This window comes from Pseudomonas citri, assembly GCF_025336485.1.
Lineage (GTDB): Bacteria > Pseudomonadota > Gammaproteobacteria > Pseudomonadales > Pseudomonadaceae > Aquipseudomonas > Aquipseudomonas citri.
Map to the genome: position 1 here is coordinate 1 of NZ_JAODAB010000024.1, position 17,240 is coordinate 17,240.

The window sequence follows — 17,240 nt, forward strand, 5'->3', positions numbered from 1 at the left end:
AGGCCGACCTGGTGAAATCAAGGCCTGCCTGACGGCAGGCCGCTACCGGCCCGAACACAAAAAATCTGACAGTCCCCCAGCCGCCGTTACCGCAGCAATGGATATGTACTCGATCAACTGACAGGCCCCCATCGCGAGCAAGCTTTGCTCCCACCGGGGGGGGGGGAACGGCATCCATCGGCTATTTTTGCCGTTCGATAATCGCCCAAAACCCACACACGGCAATTGAACCGATCCGGCCCAGCCCTTCACCATCGCTGCCACAAAACCAATAACAACAGGTTCAACGCCATGTCCCTGCGCCCCGCCTCGCCCGGCTGATCCCCCAATCGCCCTAACAACCCTGGCTACCCCCTTACCGCTTGCACCTAAAAAAGTGCGGCAACGATCCGCTTCGTCCAGAAAAAATAAGAGACAACGCCCATGAAGCCCACACAGCATTTGTTCCCCAGCCTCATTGCCATCGCCCTGACCAGCACCGCCCTGCCCGTCCTGGCCGCAGAGTCGGGGTTCGTCGAGGACACGAAAGCCACGCTGAACCTGCGCAACTTTTACTTCAACCGTAACTTCACCAATGCCAACGCAACCCAGGGCAAGGCCGAGGAGTGGACGCAAAGTTTCATCCTCGACGCCAAGTCCGGCTTCACCCAGGGCGTGGTCGGTTTCGGCGTGGACGTGCTGGGCCTGTACTCGGTCAAGCTCGACGGTGGCAAGGGCACCGCCGGGACGCAACTGCTGCCGGTGCATGACGACGGTCGCCCCGCCGATGACTTCGGCCGCCTGGGCGTCGCGCTGAAGGCCAAGGTGTCGAAGACTGAACTGAAGGTTGGCGAGTGGATGCCGGTGCTGCCAATCCTGCGCTCCGACGATGGTCGTTCCCTGCCGCAAACTTTTCGCGGCGGCCAGGTGACTTCCACCGAGATCAACGGCTTGAGCCTCTACGGCGGCCAGTTCCGCGGCAACAGCCCGCGCAACGACGCGAGCATGGAAGACATGTCGATGAACGGCCGCGGCGCCTTCACCTCCGACCGCTTCAACTTCGGCGGCGGCGAGTATGCGTTCAATGACAAGCGCACCCAGGTCGGCATCTGGTACGCGGAACTGTCCGATATCTACCAGCAGCAGTATTTCAACCTGACCCACAGCCAGCCCATCGGCGACTGGACCCTGGGCGCGAACCTCGGTTATTTCACCGGCAAGGAAGACGGCAGCGCCCTGGCCGGCGACCTGGACAACAAGACCGCCTTCGCCATGCTCTCGGCCAAATACGGCGGCAACACGTTCTACGTCGGCCTGCAAAAAGTCAGCGGCGACGATGCCTGGATGCGCGTCAACGGCACCAGCGGCGGCACCCTGGCCAACGACAGCTACAACTCCAGCTACGACAACGCCAAGGAAAAATCCTGGCAACTGCGCCACGACTTCAACTTTGCCACCGTCGGCGTGCCGGGCCTGACCCTGATGAACCGCTACATCAGCGGCGACAACGTGCACACCGCCACCGTCGACGATGGCAAGGAATGGGGCCGCGAAACCGAACTGGCCTACACCGTACAGAGCGGCGCGCTGAAGAGCCTGAATGTGAAGTGGCGCAACTCGACGATGCGGCGGGATTTCAGCACCAACGAGTTCGATGAAAACCGGTTGATCGTCAGCTATCCGATCAGTTTGTTGTAAAAGCCGACGAAGAGGACGGCTGCAGCGCCGTCATCGCGAGCAAGCTCGCTCACCGGAGGATTTGCGCTGGAACGCGAACACTGCGCATACCCAAGGTCCAAGCGAGCCTGCCCGCGATAGCCCATGATCAGACGGAGCAGTTCACCCAGGCACCCCCGCATCCCCGCGCAACCCCACGCCCTCGACCGCGGTCAGCGCCACCCGCTCATCCACATCCGAAGCATCGCCACTGACCCCAATCGCCCCCAATACCTTTCCATCCTGATCGCGGATCAACACCCCACCTGGCGCAGGCACGACGTTGCCCTGCCCCAGCCCGTTGAGCGCAGCGAAGAAGGCCGGGCGCTGTTGGGCGTCCTGGGTGAGCAGGCGCGAGCCCTTGCCCAGGGCGATGGCACCCCAGGCCTTGCCGATGGCGATCTGGGGCCGCAGCAGGCTGGCGCCGTCTTCGCGCTGCAAGGCGATCAGGTGTCCACCGTTGTCCAGGACCGCGACGGTCAGCGGTGCAGCGTTGATTTCACGACCGGCGTCAAGAGCTTGTCCCGCCAGGTCGACGGCGATTTTCAAGGTTAAAGCGCTCATAGGTGCTGTCCTTCTTTTGTTATGAAAAAGCCTTGCGGGTTGCGTTTTCAGAAAAATCCAACACAACTAATAGAGCACAATAGAACATATATTTGTATACAAAAAATCACTCGAATTGCCCTATGCGACGAAAATACACAGCTTTCTAGCCCTTCCGATGAATAAAACAGGTGCTTGAGAAAATGGGTTGACCTGCGTCTTTCGCCGTGAATACACTCTGCGCAAAGCCGCTTGTATACAATTACAAAACGTAAGAGGCACAAACTATGAGCAAAATGAGAGCAATCGAAGCCGCCGTCCTGGTGATGCGCCGTGAAGGCGTGGACACTGCCTTCGGCATCCCGGGCGCTGCGATCAACCCGCTGTACAGCGCCCTGCAAAAGGTTGGCGGCATCGATCATGTCCTCGCTCGCCATGTGGAAGGTGCCTCACACATGGCCGAGGGCTACACCCGTACCCAGGCCGGCAATATCGGTGTGTGCATCGGCACGTCGGGCCCGGCCGGCACTGACATGGTCACTGGCCTGTACAGCGCCTCGGCCGATTCGATCCCGATCTTGTGCATCACCGGCCAAGCGCCCCGCGCCCGGCTGCACAAGGAAGACTTCCAGGCAGTGGACATCACCAGCATCGTCAAGCCGGTGACCAAGTGGGCGACCACGGTCCTGGAACCGGGCCAGGTGCCCTATGCGTTCCAGAAGGCGTTCTATGAGATGCGCTCCGGCCGCCCAGGCCCGGTGCTGATCGACCTGCCCTTCGACGTGCAGATGGCCGAGATCGAATTCGACATCGACGCCTATCAGCCCTTGCCGCTGGCCAAGCCTGCGGCCAACCGCGCCCAAGTGGAGAAAGCCCTGGCCATGCTCGACCAGGCCGAGCGCCCATTGCTGGTGGCCGGTGGCGGCATCATCAACGCCGATGCCAGCGAGTTGCTGGTGGAGTTCGCCGAACTCACCGGCATCCCGGTCATCCCCACGCTGATGGGCTGGGGCACCATCCCCGACGACCACCCGCTGATGGTCGGCATGGTCGGTCTGCAAACATCCCACCGCTATGGCAACGCGACGCTGCTCAAGTCGGACCTGGTACTGGGGATCGGCAACCGCTGGGCCAACCGTCACACCGGCTCGGTGGATGTGTACACCGAAGGCCGCCGGTTCATTCATGTCGACATCGAACCGACGCAGATCGGCCGCGTCTTCACCCCGGACCTGGGCATCGTTTCCGACGCGGCGTCGGCCCTGACGACCTTCATCGAGGTGGCCCGCGAATGGCAGGCCGCCGGCAAGCTGAAGAACCGCGGCGCCTGGTTGCAGGATTGCCAACAGCGCAAGGCCAGCCTGCAACGCAAGACCCACTTCGACAACGTGCCGATCAAGCCACAGCGCGTGTACGAAGAAATGAACCAGGCGTTCGGCAAAGACACCTGCTACGTCAGCACCATCGGCCTGTCGCAGATCGCCGGGGCGCAGTTCCTTCATGTCTACAAACCGCGCCACTGGATCAACTGCGGCCAGGCCGGTCCGTTGGGTTGGACGATCCCCGCCGCGCTGGGGGTGGTCAAGGCCGATCCGAACCGCAAGGTCGTCGCGTTGTCGGGTGACTATGACTTCCAGTTCATGATCGAGGAGTTGGCAGTGGGAGCGCAGTTCAAGTTGCCGTACATCCACGTCGTGGTGAACAACTCCTACCTGGGCCTGATCCGCCAGGCCCAGCGCGGGTTCGACATGGACTATTGCGTGCAACTGTCCTTCGACAACCTCAACGCGCCGGAACTCAACGGTTATGGCGTGGACCACATCGCCGTGGCCGAAGGCCTGGGCTGCAAGGCGCTGCGGGTGTTCGAACCGTCCGGCATCCAGCCGGCCTTGCGCCAGGCCCAAGCGATGATCGAGGAGTTCAAGGTGCCGGTGATCGTCGAAATCATCCTGGAGCGGGTGACCAACATCTCCATGGGCACCGAGATCAACGCCGTCAACGAATTCGAGGACCTGGCGCTGGTGGGCAACGACGCGCCGACGGCCATTGCGTTGCTTGATTGATATCCCGGGGTGGGAGCGGGCTTGTGTGGGAGCAAAGCCCGCCACCACAAGGCTTCATAATATTCATAGGAAACCACCATGCCGCGTTTCGCCGCCAACCTGTCCATGCTGTTTACCGAACAGGATTTCCTCGCCCGTTTCGAAGCCGCCGCCAAGGCCGGTTTCAGTGGTGTCGAATACCTGTTCCCTTATGACTACAGCTCTGCCGAACTCAAGGCCTTGCTCGACGCCAACGGCCTGGCCCAGGTGCTGTTCAACCTGCCGGCCGGCGACTGGGCCAAGGGCGAGCGCGGTATCGCTTGCCTGCCGGACCGGGTTGCCGAGTTCCGCGCCGGTGTCGACCTGGCGATTGCCTACGCCCAAGTGCTGGGCAACACCCAGGTCAACTGCCTCGCCGGGATCCGCCCACAAAACTGCGATGCGGCCCTGGCGGAAAAAACCTTGGTCGCCAACCTGAAATACGCCGCCGAGAAGCTGCAAGCCAAAGGCATCAAGCTGGTGATGGAGATGATCAACACCCGCGACATTCCAGGCTTCTTCCTCAACAACACCGCCCAGGCCCTGTCGATCCGCGAGCAAGTGGGCAGCGCCAACCTGTTCCTGCAATACGACATCTATCACATGCAGATCATGGAAGGTGACCTGGCCCGCACGCTGTCGGCGCACCTGGGCGAGATCAACCATGTGCAACTGGCGGACAACCCCGGGCGCAACGAACCGGGCACCGGCGAGATCAACTACCGCTTCCTGTTCGAACACCTGGACCGCATCGGCTACACGGGTTGGGTCGGCTGCGAATACAAGCCACTGACCACGACCGAGGCGGGGCTGGGTTGGTTGAAAACCCATAACGCGATCTGACCCGGCGCGAGCCCTTGTGGCGAGGGAGCTTGCTCCCGCTCGGTCGGTCCGACGCTTCGGGCGCAGCAGACGCATGATTTCACCCGGCACGATTTCTGGGGTCGCTTCGCGACCCAGCGGGAGCAAGCTCCCTCGCCACAGAAATCCCGGGATATCTAAATAAAAGAGGATTTACTCATGGCTAAAATCGGATTCATCGGCACCGGCATCATGGGTCACCCCATGGCACTGAACCTGCAAAAAGCCGGGCACAGCCTGTTCCTGTCCCAGCATCACGATGCGGCCCCGGCTGACCTGCTGGCCGGTGGCGCGGTGGCATTGGCCAACCCGAAGGAAGTCGCCCAGGAAGCCGAGTTCATCATCGTCATGGTCCCGGACACCCCGCAGGTCGAGGACGTGTTGTTCCGCGCCGACGGCGTGGCGGCCGGTGTCGGCGCGGGCAAAGTCGTGATCGACATGAGTTCGATCTCCCCCAGCGCCACCAAAGCGTTCGCGACGAAGATCAACGAAAAAGGCGCGCAGTACCTCGACGCGCCGGTGTCCGGCGGTGAAGTCGGCGCCAAGGCCGCGACCCTGAGCATCATGGTCGGCGGCGACAGCAGCGCCTTCGAACGTGCCCTGCCGCTGTTCCAGGCGATGGGCAAGAACATCACCCTGGTAGGCGGCAACGGTGACGGCCAGACCGCGAAGGTGGCGAACCAGATCATCGTCGCCCTGAACATCCAGGCCGTGGCCGAAGCCCTGCTGTTCGCCTCGAAAAACGGCGCCGACCCGGCCAAGGTCCGTGAAGCGCTGATGGGCGGTTTCGCTTCGTCCAAGATCCTGGAAGTGCACGGCGAACGGATGATCAAGGGCACCTTCGATCCGGGCTTCCGCATCAGCCTGCACCAGAAGGACCTGAACCTGGCCCTGCAAGGCGCCAAGGAGCTGAGCATCAACCTGCCCAACACCGCCAACGCCCAGCAAGTGTTCAGCACCTGCGCGGCCATCGGTGGCAGCAACTGGGATCACTCGGCGCTGATCAAGGGGTTGGAACACATGGCCAATTTCTCGATTCGCGATCAGTAAGCCCTACACTTCCCTGTGGGGGCGAGCTTGTTCGTTCCTACAGGGACTGCGTCAACGCCAATAATAAAAATCGGGAGCCCGCCATGTCGGTCGATCCGCAACAATTGCTGCGCGAGCTGTTTGCCACGGCCATCGACGCGGCCCATCCGCAGCATGTGCTTGAACAATACCTGCCGACCGACCGCAGCGGCCGGGTGATCGTCATCGGCGCCGGCAAAGCCGCCGCGGCGATGGCGCAAGTAGTCGAGCGCTGCTGGCAGGGCGAAGTCAGCGGCCTGGTGGTGACCCGCTATGGCCATGGCGCGCCCTGCCAGAAGATCGAAGTGGTGGAAGCCGCACACCCGGTGCCCGACGCCGCCGGCCTGGCGGTGGCCCGACGGGTGCTGGAGTTGGTGAACAACCTCAGCGAAGACGACCGCGTCATCTTCCTGTTGTCCGGCGGTGGCTCGGCCCTGCTCGCCTTGCCAGCCGAAGGCATCACCCTGGCTGACAAGCAAGCGCTCAACAAGGCCCTGCTCAAGTCCGGTGCGACCATCGGCGAGATGAATTGCGTGCGCAAACACCTCTCGGCGATCAAGGGCGGACGCCTGGCCAAGGCCTGCTGGCCGGCGACGGTGTACACCTACGCGATTTCCGACGTGCCGGGCGACCTCGCCACGGTCATTGCGTCTGGCCCGACCGTGGCCGACCCCAGCACCTCGGCCGAAGCCCTGGCGATTCTCCAGCGCTACCACATCGACGTACCGGCCGCAGTGCGCGCCTGGCTGCAAAGCCCGGCGTCAGAGACCGTAAAGCCCGGCGATCCGAGTCTGGCCCGCAGCCATTTCCAATTGATCGCCCGCCCTCAGCAATCGCTGGAAGCGGCGGCGGTGAAGGCTCGTCAGGCCGGCTTCAGCCCGTTGATCCTCGGCGACCTGGAAGGCGAATCCCGGGAGGTGGCGAAAGTCCATGCCGGCATCGCCCGGCAAATCGCCCTGCACGGCCAGCCACTGGCGGCGCCTTGCGTGATCCTGTCCGGTGGCGAGACCACGGTGACCGTGCGCGGCCAGGGCCGTGGCGGGCGCAACGCGGAGTTCCTGTTGAGCCTGACCGACAGCCTCAAGGGCCACCCGGGCATCTACGCCCTGGCCGGCGACACCGATGGCATCGACGGCTCCGAAGACAACGCCGGCGCCCTCATGACCCCGGACAGCTACCGCCGCGCTGCCGAGCTGGGCCTGAACGCCAGCGACGAGCTGGACAACAACAATGGCTACGGCTACTTCGCCGCGCTGGATGGGTTGATCGTCACCGAACCGACGCGCACCAACGTCAACGACTTCCGCGCCATCCTGATCCTCGAGAGCCCTCACCATGACGCCTGATAAAAAGGTCAAGATCCTCGCCACCCTCGGCCCAGCCACCCGAGGCATCGATGACATCCGCGCACTGGTGCAGGCCGGTGTGAACATCTTTCGCCTGAACTTCAGCCACGGCGAGCACGCCGACCATGCCCAACGCTACCAATGGATTCGTGAAGTCGAACAGCAGCTCAATTATCCGCTGGGCATTCTCATGGACCTGCAAGGCCCGAAGCTGCGGGTCGGCCGGTTCGCCGACGGCAAGGTGCTGCTGCAACGCGGCCAGGCCTTGCGTCTGGACCTGGATCCGACGCCGGGGGACGCGCGTCGGGTCAACCTGCCGCACCCGGAAATCATCGCGGCCCTGGAGCCCGGCATGGACCTGCTGCTGGACGACGGCAAGCTGCGCCTGCGGGTGACCCGCAAACACCCCGACGCCATCGACACCGAAGTGCTCAATGGCGGCGAGTTATCGGACCGCAAAGGCGTGAACGTGCCCCAGGCGGTGCTCGACCTGAGCCCGCTGACCGCCAAGGACCGCCGCGACTTGAGCTTTGGCCTGGAACTGGGTGTGGATTGGGTGGCGCTGTCGTTCGTCCAACGTCCCGAGGACATCCGCGAAGCCCGCGCGCTGATCGGCGACAAGGCGTTCCTGATGGCCAAGATCGAGAAGCCGTCGGCGGTGGCCCAGTTACGGGAAATCGCCGAGTTGAGCGATGCGATCATGGTCGCCCGCGGTGACTTGGGCGTCGAAGTGCCGGCCGAGAGCGTGCCGCAGATCCAGAAAAACATCATCGGCACCTGTCGTGCCCTCGGCAAACCGGTGGTGGTGGCGACCCAGATGCTCGAGTCGATGCGCTTCTCCCCGGCACCCACCCGCGCCGAAGTCACCGATGTCGCCAACGCCGTGGCCGAAGGCACCGATGCGGTGATGCTGTCGGCCGAAACCGCTTCGGGCGATTACCCACTCGAAGCCGTGCAGATGATGAGCAAGATCATCCGCCAGGTGGAAAACGGCCCGGACTACCAGACACAACTGGACGTCAGCCGGCCGAAAGCCGAGGCGACGGTGTCCGACGCCATCAGTTGCGCAATCCGCCGCATCAGCAACGTGCTACCGGTGGCGGTGCTGGTGAACTACAGCGAATCGGGCAGTTCCAGCCTGCGCGCCGCGCGGGAGCGGCCGACAGTGCCGATTCTCAACCTGACGCCGAACCGGCAGGCGGCCCGTCGGTTGACGGTGGCCTGGGGGGTACACTCGGTGGTCAACGATCGGTTGAAGCAGGTGGACGAAGTCTGTTCCACCGCCCTGGAAATCGCCCAGGCCCAGGGCATGGCCCAACGCGGCGATACCCTGCTGATCACCGCGGGCGTGCCGTTCGGGCAGCCGGGGTCGACCAATTCGCTGCGCATCGAGACGTTGGTCTGATTCTCTGTGGCGGGGGTGCTGGCTCCCTCGCCACAGTACTTTCTTATCCCTGACCCATCATGCCCAACCATTGCGCCAATCCCCACTGCCCCGACTGGGCCACCGCCCTGCTCAACGGCTTCAGCCAGGTTTTCCTCCAGCGCCATCCGCTATGTGGCCTGCTGTGCCTGCTGGCGATCCTGCTGACCGCGCCCGCCCAGTTCGGCGGCGCGTTGCTCGGCGGGGTGGCCGGCCTGCTCACGGCCCAGCGACGCGGCTACGCCAAGGCCGACCGCCAGGCCGGGTTGTTCAGCTACAACGGCATCCTGCTGGGCTTGCTGCTGAGCCTTGCGCTGCCCTGGTCGGCCCTGTTGCCACCGTTGATCATCGCGGCGGGCGGCCTCAGCGCCATGCTGACCCAGCAGTGGCTCAAGCGCAGCCGAGGTCCGCGCTGCCTGCCCGCCTACACGGCGCCCTTTGTAGGGTTGGCTTGGCTACTGTTGAATTTCAACCTGCCGCCCTCCCCAGCCACGCCGATTGAAATGACGATACCCAACCTGCTGGCCGCTCATTTGAGCGGACTGGGCCAGGTCATGTTTCTTCACCAGCCGCTGGCCGGTGCACTGATCGCGACGGGTCTACTGCTTGCCAACCGTCGTGCCGCCGCTTGGGCGCTGTGCGGTTCGGCCTTCGGCCTGGCATTCGCCTGGCTGCAACAAGAGAACGCCCAGGCTCTGTCGGGGCTGGGCGGCTACAACGCGGCCCTGGTGGCACTGGCCCTCAGCCAGCCAGCTTGTCGGCCGTGGGTGCCCTTGGCCGGTATCGTCCTGGCGTTGCTACTGGCGCCCGGTTTTAGCGCCCTCGGCCTGCCGCCTCTCACCGCGCCCTTCATCCTGGCGTGCTGGCTGGTCCACGCCACCGACCGGGCCTGGCGCCAGGCCTGCCTCGACAGCACGCCTTGCGCTCTACCGGGCAATCACCCTAGGCTTCCCTGATCTACGATTCAGGCGGACGTCATGGACCACAGCAACAACTGGCGGGAACGCCTCTACGTCATCATTTTCCAGACCGACACCGTGGCCGGCCGACGCTTCGACAGCACCTTGCTGTTGATCATCCTCGCCAGCCTGGTGACGGTGATGCTCGACAGCATCGACCGCGTGCACCAGAACTACGCCCCACTGTTGGCCGCTATCGAGTGGGGCTTCACGTTCATCTTCATCGTCGAGTACGGCCTGCGCCTGTACTGCTCGCCCAAGCCGTTGCGCTATGCCTTCAGTTTCTACGGCCTGGTGGACCTGCTGGCGATCGTGCCGGGGATCCTGGCGCTGTACTACAGCGACGCCCAATACCTGCTGATCATCCGGATCATCCGGATGCTGCGGATTTTCCGCGTGCTCAAGCTCAGCCCCTACCTCAAGCAAGCCAACTACCTGATGGCGGCGCTGCGCGGGAGCAAGCAGAAAATCATCGTGTTCCTGGTCAGCGTCTCGACCCTGGTGACCGTGTTCGGCACGCTGATGTACGTGATCGAAGGTCCAGAGCACGGCTTCACCAGCATTCCCAAGGGCATCTACTGGGCGATCGTGACACTGACGACCGTGGGCTTCGGCGATATAGTGCCCAAGACGCCACTGGGCCAGGTGGTTTCATCCCTGGTGATGATCACCGGTTACTCGATCATCGCCGTGCCCACGGGCATCTTCACCGCTGAATTGGCCACCGCCATGCGCGGTGATCCGCTGCAGCACGATTGCCCGGTATGCGCTAAAGCGCATCACGAGCAAGACGCCGCTTTCTGCTCGCGCTGTGGCAACGCACTGTTCAAGAAACTGGAATAAGCAAAGCACTTTTTAATGCTTGAAGGCCTATGGGCTTGTCATTAGTGTGCGGGCTAGTTGCCCGCTCCCCCCTAAAAAAAGGAATTCGCAGTGAAGAACTTCTTTGGCGCCTCCCTTCTCGCCGCCGGCTTGGCCTTTGGCAGCCTGGCCCACGCCGCCCCGTCCCTGCTCAACGTTTCCTACGACGTGATGCGCGATTTCTACAAGGACTACAACGTTGCCTTCCAGAAGCACTGGCAGGCCGAGCACAACGAGAACATCACCGTGCAGATGTCATTCGGCGGTTCCAGCAAGCAGGCGCGCTCGGTGATCGACGGGCTGCCGGCGGACGTCATCACCATGAACATGGCCACCGACATCAATGCCCTGGCGGACAATGGCAAGCTGGTGCCCGAGAACTGGGTCACGCGCCTGCCGAACAACAGCGCGCCGTTCACTTCAGCCACAGTGTTCATCGTGCGCAAGGGCAACCCCAAGGCCTTGAAAGACTGGCCCGACCTGCTCAAGGACGGCGTGCAGGTGATCGTGCCCAACCCGAAAACCTCCGGCAATGGCCGCTACACCTACCTGTCGGCCTGGGGCTACGTGCTGAAGAACGGCGGTGACGAGAACAAGGCCAAGGCCTTCGTCGGCAAGCTGTTCAAGCAAGCGCCTGTGCTGGACACCGGCGGCCGCGCCGCCACCACCACCTTCATGACCAACCAGATCGGCGACGTGCTGGTGACCTTCGAAAACGAAGCGGAAATGATCGCCCGCGAATTCGGTCGCGACCAGTTCGAAGTGGTCTACCCGAGCGTTTCCGCCGAGGCCGAACCACCGGTCAGCGTGGTCGACAAAGTGGTCGAGAAAAAAGGCTCCCGCGAAGCCGCCGAGGCGTACCTCAAGTACCTGTGGTCGCCTGAAGGCCAGGAAATCGCCGCCGCCAACTACCTGCGCCCACGGGACCCGGCGGTGTTGGCGAAATACACGGATCGCTTCCCGAAAGTCGATTTCCTCTCGGTGGAAAAAACCTTCGGCGACTGGCGCACCGTGCAGAAGACCCACTTCAATGATGGCGGGATTTTCGACCAGATCTACAGCGGGCAATAAATAAGCAAGCTACACGCGACCTTGTGGCGAGGGGATTTATCCCCTCGCCACAAGAGCATTCTCATATTTCCTGTGGCGGTGCCTACCATTAACCACAAGCATGACAGCTATCAACCACAAAGCCTGTCGCAACATCTGGGAACACTTTAGCCTCTCGCCATCTTCCTATTCCTTGACGAGATCGCCATGAGTGCCCATCCCTCCACCGTGCCCGCCGGTGCCAACCTGACCCGCGGCATGGTCCTGCTCTTCGCCTTCTGCTGCAGCGCCATCGTCGCCAACATCTATTACGCCCAACCGATCATCGAGCTGATCGCACCCGACGTCGGCCTGAGCAGCACCCTGGCCAGCCTGATCGTCTCGCTGACCCAGATCGGTTATGCCCTGGGTCTGTTTTTCCTGGTGCCGCTGGGCGACTTGCTGGAAAACCGCCGCTTGATGATTCTCACCACGGTGCTGGCGATTGCCAGCCTGCTGGGCGCGGCGTTTACCGATCAACCGAACGTGTTCCTGCTGGTGTCGCTGCTGGTGGGCTTCAGCTCGGTCTCGGTGCAAGTGCTGATTCCCCTCGCCGCCCACCTGACGCCGGAAGCGTCCCGTGGCCGGGTCGTGGGAAGCATCATGGGCGGCCTGCTGCTGGGGATCCTGTTGGCACGGCCGATTTCCAGCGTAGTGGCCGATCACTTCGGCTGGCGGGCGATGTTCATGATCGCCGCCGCCCTGATGGCGACGATCAGCATCGTCCTCGCACTCACCGTGCCCAAGCGCCAACCGGACCACAGCGCTTCCTACGGACAACTGCTCGGCTCCCTTGGTACCTTGCTGCGCCAGCAGCCGCTGTTGCGTCAACGGGCGTTTTACCAGGCCTGTATGTTCGCCACGTTCAGCCTGTTCTGGACCGCCGTACCGCTGGAGCTGTCGCGCAACCATGGCTTGTCACAGACGGAAATCGCCCTGTTCGCCCTGGTCGGTGCCATCGGCGCCATTGCCGCCCCCATCGCCGGTCGCCTGGCGGACGCGGGTCACACCCGCAATGCTTCGCTGCTGGCGATGCTGTTTGCCGGCCTGAGCTTCCTGCCGGCATTCATCCATCCGCTCTACAGCGTCATCGGCCTGGCCGTCACTGGCGTGGTCCTGGATTTTTGCGTGCAGATGAACATGGTGCTGGGCCAACGCACGATTTATGCCCTGGATGCGAAAAGTCGCAGCCGCCTGAATGCGCTGTACATGACCAGCATCTTCATCGGTGGCGCGTTCGGTTCGTCGATTGCCAGCGCGGTGTACGAGCACGGCGGCTGGCTGTGGGTGGTGATCGTCGGCAGTGCCTTCCCGCTGTTGGCCTTGCTGCGCTTCTTGAGCACCGAGCGGAAGCCGTCCCTGGCGACGGCGTGAACTCTGGACAAAAATGCCCGATCGCTCAGCGCGACCGGGCATTTCATGGTGCGGTCAAATACGCACATCGCCACGCGGCCCGGCAATGGCCCAGATGATCAGGCCCAGCACTGGCAACAGCAGGATCAGCAGCACCCAGAGGATTTTCATCCCGACTTCCGCGCCGCTCTTGAGTACGTTGATGATCGCCCAGATATCGAGCGCCAGGATAATCAGGCCGATCAGGCCATTGAAAGTGGAACCCATGGTGTCGCTCCCAAGTGGTGACATGCCCACTTAGGATAGCGGGGCCGTGGCGAGGGTTCCGTTTTATTGCTTCAGACGTGCACCGCGACCTTGAGGGCTTCCAGGGCCGGCGCGGCGGCGATGCCGACTTCGGCACACAGCTCCAGTACACGCGGTACGTCGTTGCCGTACACCAACACCATCTGCAGTTCATCGTCGAGCAACTGACTGATGTTCACCAGCGTGTAACCACCGTTTTCCTTGTTCAGGCTGCTCATCTGGATCTGGATGCGATTGAGCGCGGTCAGGGCCTCGGTCTTTGCCAGTTGCTTGGGCTTGAGATTGAACGCCACCCCGGGGCCGAACGACGCGAGGATGCCTTCGAACAACTCCACGTAGGTGTCGGCCTGGAACAGCACGGTGTCCGGCAGGCTACCGATCACCACCCACTCGCCCAGCGGGATCGGGAAGCTGTCGTCGTAGTTGATGTCCGGGTTGGCCGCCAGGAAAGCCGCCGGATCGGCGTAGGCCTGGGCCGCTTCGTCAGCGATCCGCTCGATGTCGGCATCGCCGAGGCAGCCGGAGCTGATTTTGCCGATGAGTTCGATGAGGGCGGCTTTCATGGGGTGAATCCTGTGGGGTGTCTTCAAGGGCGCGCAGGATAGCGCATTCCATAGGGCGAGTCAGAACCCCGTGGCGAGGGAGCTGGCGGTCTTTCAGCCCAACAACTTCTCCAACTGCGCCGTGGTATCCATCGCCCCCATGGTCTTGGCCGCGTCCAGCGCCGAGACGCCGTTGGCGTCCTTGACCTTCGGGTCGGCGCCCTTGCTGATCAGGTAATCGACGATCGCTACACGGTTGAACATCGCCGCCATCATCAATGCGGTGCGGCCATCGAAGGAGGCGCCCTCCACTTGCGCGCCGCCGTCCACCAGTGCCGTCACCACGGCCAGGTCGCCCTTGAACGCCGCACCGGCAATCGGACTCTGGCCGCTGTCGTTGCGGATTTCCGGGTCGGCCTGGTGTTCGAGTAGCACTTTCACGGTTTCGACATGCCCGTAGTACGCCGCGAGCATCAGCAAGGTGTCGCCTTTGTGATTGCGCAGGTTGGGCGGCAGGCCTTTGCTCAGCAGGGCGGCCATCATCGCCGCATCACCCTGGCGGGCGACATCGAACACCTGCTCGGCGAATTGCGCCGCTTCTTCGGGGGTCATCTGGCGGCTGGTATCGGACATGGGAAACTCCATTCAGGGTCATTCGCAAAGTCGCTAGTTTCCCGAGCGGCTCGCCCACTGTCATGCCTTTTTTCGCTGTAACGGTCATAGCCAGAATCAATGGCAACAGTGCAACGATCGATGCGGAACAGGCGAAGCGTGAGCACAGCAAAGCGATTTGGTTCCAAAAATGATCGCCGGGCCTCGCAAAATGCAGGACGCACGATGGCCATTCATGCAAGTTGCACGACACCAAAATCGCCAAGGAAAATTAACTCATTGTTTTAAAAGCAATTATCTCGGAATCCAATACTGGCATAGACACTGCACCTACTTCCCCATGGTTTGCCACACCAGGAGCAGTCAACGATGAATATGATTCAGGAAAAGTTTGCCTCGCTGTTTTCCAACTACGAAGTGACCACACAACCCCGCCCGGATGGCGGCATTCTGCTGACCTTGCGCAACAGCGAAGGCAAGCTGTTCAAGCGCACGATTTCCTATGCCCAATTGCATGCCGGGGACCAGTTGTCCTGGGCGATCAGCGCGATCCGCCGTGACCTGGCCGAACAGGCCAGCGAGTTGCCGCAGATCACGCTGTTGCAGAGCCAGCATCGCTTTGCCTTGCCGACTTATCACAGTGCTTGAGCCTGCTGGGTAAGGCTTGATGCTGCCTACTTCGGAAACGGCGCCTTCTCAGAAATGGAAAGCCAGGAATGGAAAGCCAGAAATGGAAAGCGCCGTTTTTTGAGGGGAGGCGTCAATCCTCCAACCGCGAAAAACGTCCAGCAATATCATCCCCAGTAAGCTGCGTCTCCTGCGAGCCGGCGGACATACGAACAGCAACCCAATAAGGGCGTTCCCCCATATCGAACCAATGCGGCGTACCCGCTGGCACCGTGATCAGATCATTCCGTTCGCACAACACCGCATAGACATAATCATCGATGTGCAAGCTGAACAAACCACGACCGGCGACGAAAAGTCGTACTTCGTCGTGACGATGGCTGCGCTCCTCAAGAGGCCCGGCCTGCGGTTCGGCTTCTTGCGCGTCATCGCTTTTGACCCTCAAGACCTCGACCGTGACGTAACCGCACTCGGTCATCAAGGCATCGATACGAGCCTGATAGGCCGCGATAATGTCCGCCTCGCTGGCATCCGGCTGGATCCTGGTCGCCGCTTCCCAACGCTCGAAACGCACGCCTCTTTCGGCCAAGGTCGCGGCAATGTCTTCGAAGTGGGTCAGCACCTTGTTCGGGATGTCGGGGCTTGAGACGTGGTAGACGGACAGGCTGCTCATGGCAATGGCTCCAACAAATTAGGGTTTGTACCTGGCGATTCGACGGCTCAGGGCCGCTCTTCCGGCATACGGGTGGCAATGATAACGGCTGCGGCAAAAGCGGCGAGGCTGGCAAGGGTGAATGTCCAGGCAGCGCCCAGGGCGTTCCAGCTGTAGCCCGAGTACAACGCGCCCAAAGCCCCGCCGGTGCCCGCGAGTGCCGCATACAGCGCTTGGCCCTGGCCTTGTTGACGAGGGCCAAAGCTGCGCTGTACGAAATGGATGGCCGCCGCATGAAAACTGCCGAACGTCGCCGCATGCAACACCTGGGCAAACAGCAGCACGGCGAGAAATTCCGCCAGCGACCCCAGCAACAACCAGCGCAAGGCGGCCAGCAGGAAACTCACCAGCAGTACCCGGCGCACGGAAAACCGCGCCAGGATCCGGCTCATAAACAGGAAAACCAGGACTTCCGCCACCACGCCCAGCGCCCACAGCAGGCCGATCAAGCCGCGACTGTAGCCCAGGTGTTCGAGGTGCAGGGTGAGGAAGGTGTAATACGGCCCATGGCTCACCTGCATCAGGCCCACGCACGTATAGAACGCCAGCACGCCAGGGTTGCGCAACTGCCGCAGGAAACCCTCCCCCGCCACACCCGGCCCTTGCACTGGCTGGGCGTTGGGCACCCAGAAACTGGCGAGCACGATGCCGGCCATGATCAACACCAGTGCCACCGGGTAGATGTCCAGGCTCAGCCATTCGAACAACCGGCCCAGCCCGACCACGGTGATGATGAAACCGATGGAGCCCCACAAGCGAATCTGGCTGTAGCGCGAGGCCTGTCCGCTCAAATGAGCCAGGGTAATGACTTCGAATTGCGGCAGCACGGCATGCCAGAAAAAGGCGTGCAAAGCCATGACCAGCGCCAGCCAGGCATAACTCTTGTGGATAAAGATCAGTGAGAAGGCCAGCAGCGTGCAGATCGCGCCAAAGCGCACGATCGCCAAGCGCTGGCCGGTGTAGTCCCCCAACCAGCCCCAGATGTTCGGTGCCACGCAACGCATCAGCATGGGGATCGCCACCAGCTCGCCAATACGCGCCGCGTTGAACCCCAGGTGATCGAAATACAACGCCAGGAACGGCGCCGTCGAACCGAGCAAGGCGAAGTAGAACAGATAGAAGCTGGAGAGCCGCCAGTACGGCAGTGCCGCCATGGTCTCAG

17 protein-coding genes are annotated in these 17,240 nt (G+C 62.3%); 11 read left to right on the plus strand and 6 right to left on the minus strand.

Annotation, left to right across the window (positions count from 1 at the left end; all coding sequences use genetic code 11):
- Positions 1 to 423: 423 nt before the first annotated feature.
- Positions 424 to 1,677 (plus strand): OprD family porin, encoded by a 1,254-nt coding sequence (locus N4Q37_RS21710; RefSeq protein ID WP_260961672.1) that lies wholly within the window; start codon positions 424 to 426, stop codon positions 1,675 to 1,677.
- A 141-nt stretch (positions 1,678 to 1,818) separates the two neighbouring features.
- Here the strand turns inward: N4Q37_RS21710 and N4Q37_RS21715 are convergent, their stop codons facing one another.
- Positions 1,819 to 2,259, minus strand: coding sequence for a GlcG/HbpS family heme-binding protein (locus N4Q37_RS21715; RefSeq protein WP_260961673.1), 441 nt, complete (start codon positions 2,257 to 2,259; stop codon positions 1,819 to 1,821).
- 266 nt (positions 2,260 to 2,525) lie between these two features.
- On the opposite strand from N4Q37_RS21715, the gene gcl reads away from it, so the two are divergent.
- The 9 genes from gcl (at position 2,526) to N4Q37_RS21760 (ending at position 13,300) form a co-directional block, all read left to right on the plus strand.
- A complete protein-coding gene (gene gcl / locus N4Q37_RS21720; protein WP_260961674.1) occupies positions 2,526 to 4,301 on the plus strand; it encodes a glyoxylate carboligase in 1,776 nt (591 codons plus the stop codon).
- Positions 4,302 to 4,379: 78 nt separating this feature from the next.
- Entirely contained in the window at positions 4,380 to 5,162 is a 783-nt protein-coding gene (gene hyi / locus N4Q37_RS21725) for a hydroxypyruvate isomerase (RefSeq protein ID WP_260961675.1), read from the plus strand.
- Between the two features lie 177 nt (positions 5,163 to 5,339).
- Positions 5,340 to 6,230: a 2-hydroxy-3-oxopropionate reductase gene (locus tag N4Q37_RS21730; RefSeq protein WP_260961677.1), complete on the plus strand. Its 891-nt coding sequence runs from the start codon at positions 5,340 to 5,342 to the stop codon at positions 6,228 to 6,230.
- Between the two features lie 83 nt (positions 6,231 to 6,313).
- Complete coding sequence (locus tag N4Q37_RS21735) at positions 6,314 to 7,594, plus strand: glycerate kinase type-2 family protein (protein WP_260961678.1); 1,281 nt, start codon at positions 6,314 to 6,316, stop codon at positions 7,592 to 7,594.
- Positions 7,584 to 8,999, plus strand: a complete 1,416-nt coding sequence (gene pyk, locus N4Q37_RS21740) for a pyruvate kinase (RefSeq protein ID WP_260961679.1) — start codon at positions 7,584 to 7,586, stop codon at positions 8,997 to 8,999. Before N4Q37_RS21735 ends, pyk begins: the two co-directional genes overlap by 11 nt.
- Positions 9,000 to 9,058: 59 nt before the next feature.
- Entirely contained in the window at positions 9,059 to 9,973 is a 915-nt protein-coding gene (locus N4Q37_RS21745) for an urea transporter (RefSeq protein ID WP_260961680.1), read from the plus strand.
- 21 nt (positions 9,974 to 9,994) lie between these two features.
- A complete protein-coding gene (locus N4Q37_RS21750; RefSeq protein ID WP_260961681.1) occupies positions 9,995 to 10,819 on the plus strand; it encodes an ion transporter in 825 nt (274 codons plus the stop codon).
- A gap of 90 nt (positions 10,820 to 10,909) precedes the next feature.
- Positions 10,910 to 11,908, plus strand: coding sequence for a sulfate ABC transporter substrate-binding protein (locus N4Q37_RS21755; protein WP_260961682.1), 999 nt, complete (start codon positions 10,910 to 10,912; stop codon positions 11,906 to 11,908).
- 186 nt (positions 11,909 to 12,094) lie between these two features.
- Positions 12,095 to 13,300: an MFS transporter gene (locus N4Q37_RS21760; protein WP_260961683.1), complete on the plus strand. Its 1,206-nt coding sequence runs from the start codon at positions 12,095 to 12,097 to the stop codon at positions 13,298 to 13,300.
- Positions 13,301 to 13,354: 54 nt separating this feature from the next.
- On the opposite strand, the gene N4Q37_RS21765 is transcribed toward N4Q37_RS21760, so the two are convergent.
- The 3 genes from N4Q37_RS21765 to N4Q37_RS21775 all read right to left on the minus strand — a co-directional run bounded on the left by N4Q37_RS21765 (position 13,355) and on the right by N4Q37_RS21775 (position 14,760).
- Positions 13,355 to 13,546 (minus strand): PLDc N-terminal domain-containing protein, encoded by a 192-nt coding sequence (locus N4Q37_RS21765; RefSeq protein ID WP_260961684.1) that lies wholly within the window; start codon positions 13,544 to 13,546, stop codon positions 13,355 to 13,357.
- Between the two features lie 71 nt (positions 13,547 to 13,617).
- Entirely contained in the window at positions 13,618 to 14,148 is a 531-nt protein-coding gene (locus N4Q37_RS21770) for a hypothetical protein (protein WP_260961685.1), read from the minus strand.
- A 93-nt stretch (positions 14,149 to 14,241) separates the two neighbouring features.
- Positions 14,242 to 14,760 (minus strand): ankyrin repeat domain-containing protein, encoded by a 519-nt coding sequence (locus N4Q37_RS21775; protein ID WP_260961687.1) that lies wholly within the window; start codon positions 14,758 to 14,760, stop codon positions 14,242 to 14,244.
- Between the two features lie 348 nt (positions 14,761 to 15,108).
- On the opposite strand from N4Q37_RS21775, the gene N4Q37_RS21780 reads away from it, so the two are divergent.
- Complete coding sequence (locus N4Q37_RS21780) at positions 15,109 to 15,387, plus strand: DUF3509 domain-containing protein (RefSeq protein WP_260961688.1); 279 nt, start codon at positions 15,109 to 15,111, stop codon at positions 15,385 to 15,387.
- 112 nt (positions 15,388 to 15,499) lie between these two features.
- Here N4Q37_RS21780 and N4Q37_RS21785 read toward each other — a convergent pair whose 3' ends face one another.
- Positions 15,500 to 16,039, minus strand: a complete 540-nt coding sequence (locus N4Q37_RS21785; protein WP_260961689.1) for a 1,2-dihydroxy-3-keto-5-methylthiopentene dioxygenase — start codon at positions 16,037 to 16,039, stop codon at positions 15,500 to 15,502.
- 47 nt (positions 16,040 to 16,086) lie between these two features.
- Positions 16,087 to 17,232 carry an MFS transporter gene (locus N4Q37_RS21790; protein WP_260961690.1) on the minus strand — a complete coding sequence of 382 codons (1,146 nt, stop codon included), beginning with the start codon at positions 17,230 to 17,232 and terminating at the stop codon, positions 16,087 to 16,089.
- Positions 17,233 to 17,240 lie beyond the last annotated feature (8 nt).